Genomic DNA, 13,207 nt, shown 5'->3' with positions numbered 1-13,207 from the left:
GGGGCGCCATGCCAGAGCATGGTCTATCGCTTGTGGCCTTTCCTCGTCGGGCGGAGGCTCATCAGCGCCATGCAGCGTTACATGAGGGCGGCGGCCTCGTTGGGGAAGTGGTCGCGAGCCCGGACGGGCTTTGCGGATGCAGAAGTGATGCAGGAGGGCCAGGGTCTCAAGTGGTGCGCCCAGCATAAGCACCCGGCCGTCCAGGGCGACCAGCCGGGCGAGCAGACTGCCGGGGCCGTGCGGGTCGCCCCACGGGTGGTCGTCCGTCAGTGCGGCGGCCGCCGCACTGAGCTGGAACGACGCCCTGCCGTACAGCTTCACCGACTGGCCGGAGCCCTGGCAGGACGCCGTGCGGGTTGAACGCCCCGCCTACGACCCGGGGCTGAGCGAGGCGGGCCGTGACAACGGCCGCCTCCCGGAGGCGCTGCGCCGGCGGCCGGGGCCATGCGCAGCCGGCATCCCGACGCCGGTTTCGCGGCGGGTCACACCCCAACAACACCCCAGAAACCGAACCGTTTCGGATCCAAAACAGCTCCAACCCCCAAATCGAGAAAATCCCGCCATTCAAAATCAGTTCACTTATGGGATATCTGGACACCCTTCCTCTGAGGTGCCTCAACTTTGGCTCAAAAGTATTTTCGGGAGGTGCCTCTCGTGTGAGACTCTAAGCTCAGAAGGTTTTACGGCGAAATTAAAACCAAGTTGAAAGGCGCTTTGAAAATGGCAAAGATTCGCTTTGGTGCCGGGGTGGTGGCGGTGACCATGCTGGCAATTCCGATGTTCGCGAGTACCGCTCAGGCGGCTCCGGCATCAATATCGCAGTCCGGTGAATCAGTAGGTACAGCCGGGGCTGGGCAGACCTCTTGGGGGTGCGACACCAATCCGACCAAGAATCGGTTCAACACTTCGTACAACCCAGGAAGCCTTTCCACCACGGTTTACTACAACAACCACTGTTCTCACAGCGTGAAGTGGAGCGTAGTTATCTTCAACACAAAAGATCAGGTGAGGAGGACCGAGTGCGCTGGCAGTACGCCGGCGGGCGCATCAGGTAAGAAGAAGTTCAGCATGGGTCTGCTCGATAATTTCGAGGGCGTCAATAAGGGTTGCTGAATCTCAATCGGCGGCCAGGCGGTGGCGAATAGTCAACGTTTGGGGTTTGTGCTCGCTTCACCCTTTTGAAGAAGAGTGAGTAGGGTGCCCGCCGGATAGTTAACCTCGATCTTTCGCGCGCCCAGCAGACTCGGAGGTCTTCGTGTTGTAGCTGATCTTGAGTCGTAAGCTCGTTGTCGCCTGCCGGTGGAAGTCCGGTCCGGGTAGCTGCCAGGAGGCCCGGTAGCAGACTGGCGGCGTCGGGGGGAAACGCCCGGCGTCGAAGCCCAGTGTCGAAAGCCCTGCAAGGGGGAGCAAAGCAGCGGTCCGTAGCATCACGCGAAGTCTGCGGCGTCGTTAGAGGCCCGCCTCTCGGGGCGGGGACAGGGAGTGCCGAGCCCCCGAAATCAGGGCGAAGGCCATGGAAGCGGCGAAGATCCTGGAGATGCAGCCGTGAGGGACTCCCCGGCGTATGGGGCATGGAACGTTGCGACGGTGACAGCGGGAACTGGGGAGGCCCTCCCCGGCCCGGCGGCCTGCGGACAGGTGCTGCCGGAAGCTGCGCGTCCTATAACCGGGTGATCCCCGGGAAGTGGGCGCGAGCCGGGTGGGCGTCGGAGGCGGCCGTAGTACCGCGATGAGCCGGCGGACAACACAACCGCCAGCCAGGGAAGGGCCGCTGCTTCGTCGATGTGCAGGTTGTCTGGAGGGGCTTGGTGAGTGCCGTTTCGGCTAATTCCGCCACGTCGGGATCCCTGAAGCTGGATCCGGTCCGAGCCTTGCAGCATGCGCTCTACCGGGCGGCCAAGGCCGACCCCGGACGACGGTTTCACGCGCTGGGGGACAAGGTCCACCGCAGGGACGTACTGAGGCGCGCGTGGGTGATGGTGCGTCGAAACAATGGCGCGCCGGGCATTGACGCCATCACTCTGGCTGAAGTTGAGGAGTACGGCGTTGACCGTCTCCTCGGCGAGGTGGCCGCAGAATTGCGGGAAGGCCGCTGGCGGCCGTTGCCCGCGCGCCGGGTGTTCATTCCAAAGCCTGGCGTAGCGGAGCAGAGGCCGTTGTCGATTCCTTCGGTTCGCGACCGGATCGTGCAGGCCGCGTTGAAGATCGTGCTCGAGCCGGTCTTCGAGGCCGACATGCTCCCGTGCTCGTTCGGGTTCCGGCCCAGGCGCGGAGCACACGATGCTCTCCAGGTTCTCGTGGATGAGGCGTGGCGGGGCAGGCATTGGGTGGTGGAGACGGATATCGCCAACTGCTTTGAGGCGATTCCCCATGAGAAGTTGATGCAGGCGGTCGAGGAACGTGTCGTGGATCGGTCGGTCCTCAAGCTCCTGCGCGCGATGTTGCGGGCCGGGGTCATGGAGGACGGTCAGGTCCGTCGGCCGGTGTCCGGCACTCCGCAGGGCGGGGTGGTCTCCCCGCTGCTGGCCAATGTCTATCTGCACCGGCTGGACCGGGCATGGTCGACACGGGATCACGGGGTGCTGGTGCGCTATGCCGACGATGCGGTGGTGATGTGCGCCAGCCGCGAGCAGGCCGAAGCCGCCCTGCAGCGGCTGAAGGGCCTGCTGGCCGAACTCGGCCTTGAGCCGAAGGCGGCCAAGACCAGGATCGTGCACCTGCAGGTGGGTGGCGAGGGGTTCGATTTCCTCGGCTTCCACCATCGGTGGGTCACGTCCCGGCAGCGCGGCAATCGGCGCCCGGTTGCCTTCCTCGCCCGCTGGCCCTCGGCAAGGGCGATGCAGCACGCCCGCGACCGGATCCGTGAACTCACGGACAGGCGCAGGCTGTTGCGGCCGGTCAAGGTGATCGTGGAGGACGTGAACGCGTTCCTGCGCGGCTGGGCTGCGTATTTCCGGTTCGGGAATTCGGCCCATGTCTTTGACCAGATCGGCTCGTATGCGCGGATGCGGATCGGCGGGTTTCTCGCCAAGAAGCACCGGCGCACCAGGAAGTTCGGCTGGGCGGTGGTTGCCTTCGCCGCCCAGGACTCTCTGGGGCTGATCGCCCTGCACGGAACCGTTGTTGCACCCAGACCCTTCCGGGACTGGCGGGGCAGTCCGAATGCCGGTGGTGAACGGCGTCGGTGAGCCGTGTGCGGGAGAACCGCACGCACGGTTCGATGCGGCGGGGGCTGGAAACGGAGCGTACGTACTACGCCACCGCGCCAGCCCCCGACCCTACGTGATGGGCCGTCGACTTGTCGGCGGCCCATTTCTTTGTCGGTGACTGTGGCTGGGCAAGCCGAGGGCCGGGGTGTCGTCTCGGGTGGACGCCGGGTTCCACTGCTCCGGGTTGGGCCTTCTTCTCGTAGGGGCAGGTGAATCTGCTGGTCAGCCGGGGTTCGGGAGGGCGTCGAGTCGCTCGATCGCGCTTGTGATGACGTCGGTCCAGGGCCAGTGGTGTGCGAATTTTAGGTGTCGGCGGCGGGCGGTCGTGACGAGCTGGGCGGCGGCGAAGAAGAGGCGGAGCCTCAGGCAGCGGGGTTCCCGCCTGCGGGTTTCGCCGGTCAGGGCGAGCATGGGCATCCAGGCCAGCAGGTCCAGGGCGATCGGCATGATCTCCAGCCAGATCTGGTTCTGCGCCGCCTTGTGCAGGGGCAGGTTGCGCAGGCCGGTCGCGCGGGCGTTTCGGATGCGGTCCTCGGCCCGCGCGCGTTGACGGTGTCGCAGTTCAAGGGCGGCGATCGGGGCGTTGGTGGCGAACGCGGTGAGCCGCAGTTCCTCGGCATCGGTGAACCGCAACTGTGCTCCGGGGGGAGGGCGTTCTTTGCGGACGACCAGCCGCATGCCCTTGGGCCAGCCCTTGAGGACATCGCCGTCGAGTTCGGCGATCCAGGCGCCGCCGCGGATCTCGCCTTGCGGTTCGACGGTCGCCGTCCAGGCGGCGGGCGGGACCTTGAGGACGGCCTGGTGGATCTGCTCGGTGATTGTCATGCCGACCAAGTACGACAGCCACCTGTCTTGTTGGGCGAGCCAGGTGACGAACTCATGGGTGTCGTCGCCGGAGTCGGTACGCAACAGTGTTCGGCGTCCGCGTTGGTACTTCTTCGGCAGCTGGGCAAGAGCGAGTCGGGCCGTGATGATGTGATCGGCGGCGGTCTTGCTGCCTGCGTTGCCCAGCCTGAGCAGGCCGGCCACCGGCTCTCCGCTACCGTCGCTTCCGTGGTCGACGAAGGTCATCAGCGGATGGTGACTGAAGGTCTTCTTCCAGGTCGCGGTGGCATCCTGCTGCTTGGAATGGGCCAGCATCGGCACCCCGTCCAGGTCCACGATCACCTGACCTGTTGCGTCCGGGGCCGCGTCCTTGGTCATGGGAACCGGGGTGCACCCGCTCGCGCCGGACGATGGCCCGGGTGCCGTCCGGGTGGTCGGCCAGGTCGATCATGCCGGTCAGCGGAGATCAAATCACCATGTTGATTCTCTGCTAACCGTTAGCAAAATGAGAAGCTGGCGGAGCTGGGCCGATTTGCACCGGAACGCGGCGAAGGGCGGGGAAAGTTGCACCCCGCCCCTCGGGAATTTCTGTCGACGAGCTGTCAGACGGCGCTTCCATTGTCGCGTAGGCGCGACGGCGCACCGATGGTTTCCGGCGCATCCCCGGGGCCCGAGCCCTTGCTAGTCCGTCGTCCGCGCTTCTCGATCCAGGTGGCGAGCGCCGAGAGCAGAAGGCACATGCCGACGTAGATGGCGCCGATGACGATGATGGTCGAGACGTACGGGTACTGCCCGTTCACCTGCGTGTTGGAGGCGATCAGACGGGCGGTCTGAAGCAGCTCCGGGTACAGGATGATGAAGCCCAGAGAGGTGTCCTTGAGGGTGACCACGAGCTGGCTGATGATCGTGGGCAGCATGGCTCGTACCGCCTGCGGGATCAGCACGCTGACCATCACCTGGGTCTTGCTCATACCCAGGGCGTATGCCGCTTCGCCCTGTCCCTTGGGCACGGAGTTGATGCCCGCGCGCAACACCTCGGCCTGGACGCAGCCGTTGTAGACCGACAGGCCGAGTGCCAGCGCCCACATCGAGTAGTCGGTGAGGAAGCCGACCCAGATCGCGTAGATGGTGATCAGCAGGGGGATCGAGCGGAACAACTCGATGAACGCGGTGGCCAGCCAGCGGACCGGCTTGTGGTCCGAGAGGCGGCCCATCGCAAGGATCACACCGAGGATCAGCGAGCCGATCGCGGCCAGGCCGAAGGCCTTCAGAGTGGCGATTACGGCGTCGGCGATGTTCTGCCGGATGCCGGCGTAGTTGAAGATGTCCCACATCTCGGGGGCCAGATGCCCCTTGTCGGACAGCCTCACGAAGCTGAGGACGAGCAGAGCCAGGATGGCCAGGGACCCGACGACGGCGTAGAGCCGATTGCGTACGGTGGCCTTCGGGCCCGGTGTGTCGTAGAGAACGCTGGCACTCATCGGGCGACCTCCATACGACGTTCGACCAGCCAGAACAGACCGCTGATGGCAAAGGTGACGACCAGATAGCCGAGGGCCACCCAGATGAAGACAGGAGCGATGGCGTAACCGCGGTCACTCATGAGCTTCTGCCAGCCGAACAGCTCCGTGACACTGAATGCGCCGGCGATCGCCGAGTTCTTGGTGAGTGCGATGAAAATGCTGCTCAGCGGGGGAATGACGGTTCGTGTGGCCTGCGGCAGCACCACGATCCTCAGCGTCTGGGAGAACGTCATACCAATGGAGCGGGCAGCCTCGGCCTGCCCCAGCGGAACGGTGTTGATGCCTGAGCGGACTGCTTCGCACACGAACGACGAGGTGTAGAAGCCGAGTGCCAGCGAGCCGAGCAGGAACGGGCTCATGCCAGGGAAGAAGATCTCCGGTACGACGAAGAAGGAGACCAGGAAGAGGAGAGTCAGAGGGGTGTTGCGCAGCAGCGTCACCCACGCGGTGCCGAAGATCCGCAGCGGCGGCACCGGCGAGACCCTGAGTCCGGCGACAAGGACGCCGAGGACCAGTGCGATGACCGAGCTGACAGCGGTGATCGACACGGTTCCTATGAAGCCGTCGCGAAACTCTGGAAAATTGTCGAGCAGTACATTCATGAGGTCTCCGCGTCGGCAGGCAGCGGCATCGGGGCAGGGGAGAGGGGGGTGCCCCGTACGCGCACGGGGAGGCGGAGACGCGTACGGGACACTTCGGTCAACTGGCGGCGTCAGTAACGTTCGACAGCCGGCGGAGCGGTGTACTTCGAGCCGGACAGACCCAGGGTCGCCTCGTAGATCTTCTGGTACGTGCCGTCCTGGACGTGCTTCTCCAGCGAGTCGTCGATGGCGTCGCGCAGCACCTTGTCGTCCTTGTTGAGGCCCACGCCGTAGGGCTCCTCCGTGAACGGCTTGCCGACGACGCGGAGCTTGCCGTTGTTCTGCGCCGCGTAACCCTTCAGGATCGAGTCGTCGGTGGTGACCGCGTCGACCTGCTTGGTCAGCAACTGCTGTACACAGTCGGAGTACTTGGCCAGTTCGACGACATTCGCGCCGTACTCGGGCTTCTTGATCTCCTGGAGCGGCGTGGAGCCGACGATGGAGCAGACCTTCTTGCCCTTCACGGCGTCCTTGCCGGTGATGGACGTGTCGTCCTTGCGTACGAGCAGGTCAGCACCTGCCTTGTAGTACGGGCCGGCGAAACCGACCTGCTTCTTGCGCTCGTCGTTGATGGTGTACGTGCCGACGAAGTAGTCGACCTGGCCCTTGGAGATCGCGGTCTCACGGATGCCCGAGTCCACGGTCTTCCACTCGATCTGGTCCTTCGAGAAGCCCAGATCGGCGGCGATCATCGTGGCGATCTCGATATCGAATCCGGAGCGCTCCTTCGTCGACTGGTCCTCGAAACCGAGATAGGGCTGGTCGGCCTTGGCGCCGATGATCAGCTTGCCGCGCTTCTTCGCCGCCTTGAAGGTCGGCGAGTCCAGGTCGACGCCTGTTGCGACGGTGTACTTCGGCAGCTCGGGGGCGCCCGAGGCGCCGGGCTTGGTCCCGGACGGCTTGTCACCGGCCGAGCCCTCCTTGCCGCCACAGGCGGTCGCTGTCAGGGCGAGCACGGCGATGGCCGCGACGGCGGCTGACTTGCGGAGTTTCATGGGAACTTTCCTTATGCCGTAGGTCGTTGTCGTCAGTGGTGAAGGATCTTCGACAGGAAGTCCTTGGCCCGGTCGCTGCGCGGGTTGCTGAAGAACTGGTCGGGCGTGGCCTCTTCGACGATCTTTCCGTCGGCCATGAAGACGACCCGGTTCGCGGCCGAGCGCGCGAAGCCCATCTCATGGGTGACGACGACCATCGTCATGCCGTCCCGGGCGAGCTGCTGCATGACCTCCAGCACCTCGTTGATCATCTCCGGGTCGAGCGCCGATGTCGGCTCGTCGAAAAGGATCACCTTCGGGTCCATCGCCAACGCCCGTGCGATGGCCACGCGTTGCTGCTGACCGCCGGAGAGCTGGGCGGGGTACTTGTCGGCCTGCGTCGCCACACCCACCCGGTCGAGCAGCGAACGGGCCTTGTCCTCCGCGGTCTTCTTGTCCGTCCTGCGGACCTTGATCTGGCCCAGCATCACGTTCTCGAGCACCGTCTTGTGCGCGAAGAGATTGAACGACTGGAAGACCATGCCGACATCGGCGCGCAGCCTGGCCAGCTCCCTGCCCTCCTGGGGCAGTGGCTTGCCGTCGATCGAGATGGCACCCGAGTCGATCGTCTCCAAGCGGTTGATCGTGCGGCACAGCGTGGACTTCCCGGACCCGGAGGGTCCGATGACGACCACGACCTCGCCACGGGCGATCGTCAGGTCGATGTCCTGGAGCACATGCAGCGCGCCGAAGTGCTTGTTGACGTTGCTCAGTACGACAAGGTCGTTCGCCGCAGGCGCGGCGTCCTCGGCGCCCTTGGTCACTGAAACTCCGCTCATCGGCTTCTTGCTCCGTCCTCCTCGGTTGGGAAGGACCCTAGTGACGCGGTGCTACCAGCGTCATTACATCTGAGCGGAAATTGAGGATAACGATCCGGCGGCAACCGGACACTCCGTGTGAACGGGGCGAGGGGTGTGACGCCTGCGGCGTACCGGGTGGATAACAGATGGCCGGATGCGGCGGGCGGGCCTTGACTGACCTGCCCCTCATCGGAGTGGATGCCCTGGTACGCCATGACCTGAAACGCCTCGGTACGGGGAAATGGCGGGGAGCGTACGGGAGAGAGCACCGAACATCTGCTGCCGCGTACCGGCACCGTACGACCGAAACCAACGGAGAACCGGAGAGGGAGGCCATGAGACTGCTGCTCGTCGAGGACGACAACCACGTCGCGGCCGCCCTCTCCGCCATCCTGGCCCGGCACGGCTTCCGGGTCGTGCACGCGCGCAGCGGCGAGGAGGCGCTGCAGGCGCTGCTGCCCGCGGACACGGAGCCGTTCGGTGTCGTGCTCCTCGACCTCGGCCTGCCCGACCAGGACGGCTACGAGGTGTGCGGGAAGATCCGCAAGCGCACCTCCACCCCGGTGATCATGGTGACCGCGCGTGCCGACGTCCGGTCGCGCATCCACGGCCTCAACCTCGGCGCCGACGACTACGTGGTCAAGCCGTACGACACCGGCGAACTCCTCGCCCGTATCCACGCCGTCAGCCGGCGCAAGGCGACCGGCGAGGACACCGTGCCCACACCCCTCGCCGCACTGCGTCTCGGACATGTCCACATCGAGCTGCCGACCCGCCGGGTCAGCGTCGACGGGGTGGAAGTCCAGCTCACCCGCAAGGAGTTCGATCTGCTCGCGCTGCTCGCCCAGCGCCCCGGGGTGGTGTTCCGCAGGGAGCAGATCATCAGCGAGGTGTGGCGTACGAGCTGGGAGGGCACGGGGCGCACACTCGAAGTGCACGTCGCCTCGCTGCGCTCCAAGCTGCGGCTGCCCGCACTGATCGAGACGGTGCGCGGGGTCGGCTACCGGCTCGTCGCCCCGCCCGCGTAGAGGCGTACGTCCCAGGTGCGCACCCGGCTGCTTCCCCTGCTCATCATTCTCATGGCGGGCGTGCTGCTCGCCCTCGGCTTCCCGCTGGCCGTCAGCGTGGCGGCGGCCCAGCAGCAGCGCGTCGTCATCGACCGCATCGACGACACGGCGCGCTTCGCCGCGCTCGCACAGTTCATCACCGAGCGCGGGCCCGGTTACGACGAGCGACGGCGCACCCTGCGCAGCGAGCTCGACACCTACGCGTCGGTCTACGGCATCCGCGCCGGTGTCTTCTACCGCGACGACAGCGCCATGGCGAAGGCCCCCGCCGCCTGGCAGCTCCCGATCGAGGGGGAGGGGCGCGAGGCGTTCAAGGAGGCCCTGCTCGGCCGGCGCAGCCACGATCCGCCCCAGGTCTGGCCGTGGCAGGACGGCAGGGTCGTCGTCGCCTCACCCGTCGTACGGGACGGCGACGTGGTCGCCGTCGTGGTCCTCGACTCGCCCACCGAGGAGATGCGCGCGCGCACGCTGCGTGGCTGGTTGCTGATCGCGGCCGGCGAAGTCGTCGCGATGCTGGTCGCGGTCGGCGCCGCGATCCGCCTCACCGGCTGGGTGCTGCTGCCCGTCGGGACCCTGGACGCGGCCACCCACGACATCGCCAGCGGGCGGATGCGGTCCCGGGTCGCGGCTTCCGGCGGGCCGCCGGAACTGCGGCGCCTGGCCCGGTCGTTCAACGAGATGGCCGACAACGTCGAGAACGTGCTGGAGCAGCAGCGCGCCTTCGTCGCCGACGCCTCGCACCAGCTGCGCAACCCCCTCGCCGCGCTGCTGCTGCGGATCGAGCTCCTCGCGCTCGAACTCCCCGAGGGCAATGAGGAGATCGCCTCCGTGCGCACGGAGGGCAAGCGCCTCGCGCAGGTCCTCGACGACCTGCTCGACCTGGCGCTGGCCGAACACGCGGCGGCCGACCTCCAGCTCACGGACATCGGCGCGCTCACCGCGGAGCGCGCCGCGTCCTGGCGGCCGCTCGCCGAGGAGAAGGGGGTACGGCTGAGGATGGACGGCTCGTCCGCGGTGACCGCCTGGGCGGACCCCGTCGCACTGTCGAGCGCGCTGGACGCGATCATCGACAACGCCCTGAAGTTCACCCCCGCCGACGAGGAGGTCGTCGTCACGGTCGCTTCCGGCCCCGACGACGTCACGGTCGTCGTCGCCGACCGCGGACCGGGCCTCACCGCGGCGGAGATGGAACGCATCGGCGACCGCTTCTGGCGCAGCACCCAGCATCAGAACATCCGGGGCTCCGGCCTCGGGCTCTCCATCTCGCAGGCGCTCCTGGCGGCCGGCGGCGGCTCCCTGAGCTACGCGCCCCATGAGCCGCACGGACTGCGGGTGACGGTCTCGGTGCCGCGCAACGGCCCGCGGGGCTGAGCGGAACAGTGAAGGAGGCACGGGTCAGGGCTTGACCGAGCGGTAGTAGCGGCTGGCCCCTTCGTGCAGCGGCAGCGGATCGGTGTAGATCGCCGTACGCAGATCCACCAGCTGGGCCGCGTGCACCTCCCGCCCGATCCGGTCCCGGCTGTCGATCACGGTCCGGGTGAACGCCTCCGTCAACGCCGGATCCGAACGGTCCGTGGTCACCAGCACATTGGCGACCGCGACCGTCGGTACCGCCTGGTCCTGCTGCGCGTTGCGGTAGGCGTCGGCGGGCATCACCGCCGAACGGTAGTAGCGGGCGGACCCGCCCGCGGCCTGGAGCTCCTTGACCAGCGAAGCCTCCAGCGGCACCAGCCGGATCGCGAACCGGTCCGACAACTCCTGCACGGCCGAGGTGGGCAGCCCGCCCGACCAGAAGAAGGCGTCGAGCCGGCCGTCCTCCAGCTGCTCCGGCATGGTGTCGATACCGGAGGGAACCGGTTTCACGTCGTCGCTGGGATCGAGACCCGCGGCCGTCATCAGCCGGTCGGCGACCAGCCGCACGCCCGAACCTCGCTGTCCCACCCCGACGCGCTTGCCACGCAGATCCGCGACCTTCCGCACCCCCGAGTCGCGGGGCACCACCAGCTGGATGTAGTCGTCGTACAGCCGCACACAGCCCCGCAGCCGGTCGGCGCCGGGCTTGCCGCTGTGCAGATAGGTGGCGAGCGCATCGGCCGTGGCGATGGTGAAGTCGGCCTTCCCGGTCGCCACCCGTGCGATGTTCTGCTGCGAGCCCTCACTGGTCCGGAGCCGTATCGACACCTCGGGCAGATCCGTGGCCAGGTCCCCCTTGAGGCGCTCCCCGTAGCGCTGGTAGACCCCGCTGCGCACACCGGTGCTGAAGGTCAGCGTTCCGGTCGGTGCCGGCTGCCCGAGCGGCAGCAGCCACCACAGCAGCAGCCCGAGCACGACGGCGACGGCGGCGCACGCCTGGAGGACGCGGCGCCTGCCGATTCGGGAGAGGGCCTGGAGCATGGCGGCGATCCTGCCAGCCCGCTCCGGCGATGACCAGGGCCGGCCTCACACCCGCCACCATGCCGGGTCGTGCTCGGCGCCCCCGCTCCGCCGCCCGCGGCTTCCCGCCGCGGCCGCCCGGCGGGAGCCCTCCCCGGACCACCTACCCTGGAGGGCATGACCAGCAGCAGCGACCGGAGCCCCGCAGTGAGCGTCGAGGGACCCAAGACCTACGAAGTCCGCACCTACGGGTGCCAGATGAACGTCCACGACTCCGAGCGGCTGGCGGGGTTGCTGGAGGGCGCGGGTTACGTCCGTGCGGACGAGGGTTCCGACGGCGACGCCGACGTCGTCGTCTTCAACACCTGCGCGGTGCGGGAGAACGCCGACAACAAGCTCTACGGCAACCTCGGCCGGCTCGCTCCGATGAAGACCAAGCGGCCCGGCATGCAGATCGCCGTAGGCGGCTGCCTGGCGCAGAAGGACCGCGACACCATCGTCGAGCGGGCCCCCTGGGTCGACGTCGTCTTCGGGACGCACAACATCGGCAAGCTGCCCGTGCTGCTGGAGCGCGCCCGTATCCAGGAGGAGGCGCAGATCGAGATCGCCGAATCCCTGGAAGCCTTCCCCTCCACGCTCCCCACCCGGCGCGAGTCCGCCTACGCCGCGTGGGTCTCGATCTCCGTCGGCTGCAACAACACCTGCACCTTCTGTATCGTCCCGGCGCTGCGCGGCAAGGAGAAGGACCGCCGTACCGGCGACATCCTCGCCGAGATCGAGGCCCTGGTCGCCGAGGGCGTCTCCGAGATCACCCTGCTCGGCCAGAACGTGAACGCGTACGGCTCCGACATCGGCGACCGCGAGGCCTTCTCCAAGCTGCTGCGCGCCTGCGGGAAGATCGAAGGGCTGGAGCGCGTGCGCTTCACCTCGCCGCACCCCCGCGACTTCACGGACGACGTGATCGCGGCGATGGCCGAGACGCCCAATGTGATGCCCCAGCTCCACATGCCGATGCAGTCGGGCTCCGACACGATCCTCAGGGCGATGCGGCGCTCGTACCGGCAGGAGCGTTTCCTCGGCATCATCGAGAAGGTGCGCGCCGCGATGCCGGACGCTGCCATCTCCACCGACATCATCGTGGGCTTCCCCGGCGAGACCGAGGAGGACTTCGAGCAGACCATGCACGCGGTCCGCGAGGCGCGTTTCGCCAACGCCTTCACCTTCCAGTACTCCAAGCGCCCCGGGACCCCGGCGGCCGAGATGGAGGGGCAGATCCCCAAGGAGGTCGTCCAGGAGCGGTACATGCGCCTGTCCGCCCTCCAGGAGGAGATCTCCTGGGAGGAGAACAAGAAGCAGATCGGCCGGACGCTGGAGATCATGGTCGCGGAGGGCGAGGGCCGCAAGGACGGCGCCACCCACCGCCTCTCCGGCCGCGCCCCCGACAACCGCCTGGTCCACTTCACCAAGCCGGACGAGGACGTGCGGCCGGGCGACGTGGTGACCGTCGAGATCACCTACGCGGCCCCGCACCACCTCCTTGCCGAGGGCGCACCGGTGGCCGTGCGGCGGACCCGCGCCGGGGACGCCTGGGAGAGGCGCACCGCCGCCGAGGCCGCCGAGCCGGCCGGAGTGATGCTGGGACTGCCGGGCATCGGAGCCCCGGCGCCGCTGCCGGCCGCGGCGTCCCCCGGCTGCGGCCGCGACTGACACAGCGGAGCCCGACGGCGGCTGGCCG

Annotated in this window: 10 protein-coding genes and 3 pseudogenes; 6 read left to right on the top strand and 7 right to left on the bottom strand. The window is 67.4% G+C overall.

What is annotated here, in order from left to right; translation table 11 throughout:
• Positions 1-140: 140 nt before the first annotated feature.
• Positions 141-291 (bottom strand): annotated as a pseudogene (locus IE107_RS36195) (AAC(3) family N-acetyltransferase); the annotation flags it as partial.
• Position 292: 1 nt separating this feature from the next.
• On the opposite strand from IE107_RS36195, the pseudogene IE107_RS26080 reads away from it, so the two are divergent.
• The 3 genes and pseudogenes from IE107_RS26080 to ltrA form a co-directional block, all read left to right on the top strand.
• Positions 293-480: pseudogene (locus IE107_RS26080) on the top strand (AAC(3) family N-acetyltransferase); the annotation flags it as partial.
• 240 nt (positions 481-720) lie between these two features.
• A complete protein-coding gene (locus IE107_RS26075; protein ID WP_189546774.1) occupies positions 721-1,113 on the top strand; it encodes a hypothetical protein in 393 nt (130 codons plus the stop codon).
• A gap of 758 nt (positions 1,114-1,871) precedes the next feature.
• Positions 1,872-3,188, top strand: coding sequence for a group II intron reverse transcriptase/maturase (gene ltrA, locus IE107_RS26070; protein ID WP_229867250.1), 1,317 nt, complete (start codon positions 1,872-1,874; stop codon positions 3,186-3,188).
• A gap of 243 nt (positions 3,189-3,431) precedes the next feature.
• Here ltrA and IE107_RS26065 read toward each other — a convergent pair.
• The 5 genes and pseudogenes from IE107_RS26065 to IE107_RS26045 form a co-directional block, all read right to left on the bottom strand.
• Positions 3,432-4,397: pseudogene (locus IE107_RS26065) on the bottom strand (IS1380 family transposase); the annotation flags it as partial.
• A gap of 239 nt (positions 4,398-4,636) precedes the next feature.
• Entirely contained in the window at positions 4,637-5,515 is an 879-nt protein-coding gene (locus tag IE107_RS26060; RefSeq protein WP_189546772.1) for an amino acid ABC transporter permease, read from the bottom strand.
• Complete coding sequence (locus tag IE107_RS26055) at positions 5,512-6,159, bottom strand: amino acid ABC transporter permease (protein ID WP_189546771.1); 648 nt, start codon at positions 6,157-6,159, stop codon at positions 5,512-5,514. Before IE107_RS26055 ends, IE107_RS26060 begins: the two co-directional genes overlap by 4 nt.
• Before the next feature lie 110 nt (positions 6,160-6,269).
• Positions 6,270-7,193: a glutamate ABC transporter substrate-binding protein gene (locus tag IE107_RS26050; protein ID WP_189546770.1), complete on the bottom strand. Its 924-nt coding sequence runs from the start codon at positions 7,191-7,193 to the stop codon at positions 6,270-6,272.
• A 32-nt stretch (positions 7,194-7,225) separates the two neighbouring features.
• Positions 7,226-8,011 carry an amino acid ABC transporter ATP-binding protein gene (locus tag IE107_RS26045; RefSeq protein ID WP_189546769.1) on the bottom strand — a complete coding sequence of 262 codons (786 nt, stop codon included), beginning with the start codon at positions 8,009-8,011 and terminating at the stop codon, positions 7,226-7,228.
• A 356-nt stretch (positions 8,012-8,367) separates the two neighbouring features.
• Between IE107_RS26045 and IE107_RS26040 the strand changes: the two genes are divergently transcribed.
• Together IE107_RS26040 and IE107_RS26035 are read left to right on the top strand one after the other, a co-directional pair.
• The gene (locus IE107_RS26040) at positions 8,368-9,060 is read left to right on the top strand and encodes a response regulator transcription factor (protein ID WP_189546768.1); all 693 of its coding nucleotides are present in this window, start codon (positions 8,368-8,370) and stop codon (positions 9,058-9,060) included.
• Positions 9,061-9,075: 15 nt separating this feature from the next.
• Positions 9,076-10,470: a sensor histidine kinase gene (locus IE107_RS26035; RefSeq protein ID WP_189546767.1), complete on the top strand. Its 1,395-nt coding sequence runs from the start codon at positions 9,076-9,078 to the stop codon at positions 10,468-10,470.
• A 24-nt stretch (positions 10,471-10,494) separates the two neighbouring features.
• Here the strand turns inward: IE107_RS26035 and IE107_RS26030 are convergent, their stop codons facing one another.
• Positions 10,495-11,493 carry a TAXI family TRAP transporter solute-binding subunit gene (locus IE107_RS26030; protein ID WP_189546766.1) on the bottom strand — a complete coding sequence of 333 codons (999 nt, stop codon included), beginning with the start codon at positions 11,491-11,493 and terminating at the stop codon, positions 10,495-10,497.
• Positions 11,494-11,649: 156 nt separating this feature from the next.
• Here IE107_RS26030 and miaB point away from each other — a divergent pair, with 156 nt between their 5' ends.
• Positions 11,650-13,179 carry a tRNA (N6-isopentenyl adenosine(37)-C2)-methylthiotransferase MiaB gene (miaB, locus tag IE107_RS26025; RefSeq protein WP_189546765.1) on the top strand — a complete coding sequence of 510 codons (1,530 nt, stop codon included), beginning with the start codon at positions 11,650-11,652 and terminating at the stop codon, positions 13,177-13,179.
• Positions 13,180-13,207: the final 28 nt, after the last annotated feature.

It is taken from the genome of Streptomyces gelaticus, assembly GCF_014649535.1.
Lineage (GTDB): Bacteria > Actinomycetota > Actinomycetes > Streptomycetales > Streptomycetaceae > Streptomyces > Streptomyces gelaticus.
The sequence above is the reverse complement of the archived record's forward strand: the minus strand, read 5'-3'. Positions and strand labels throughout refer to the sequence as shown.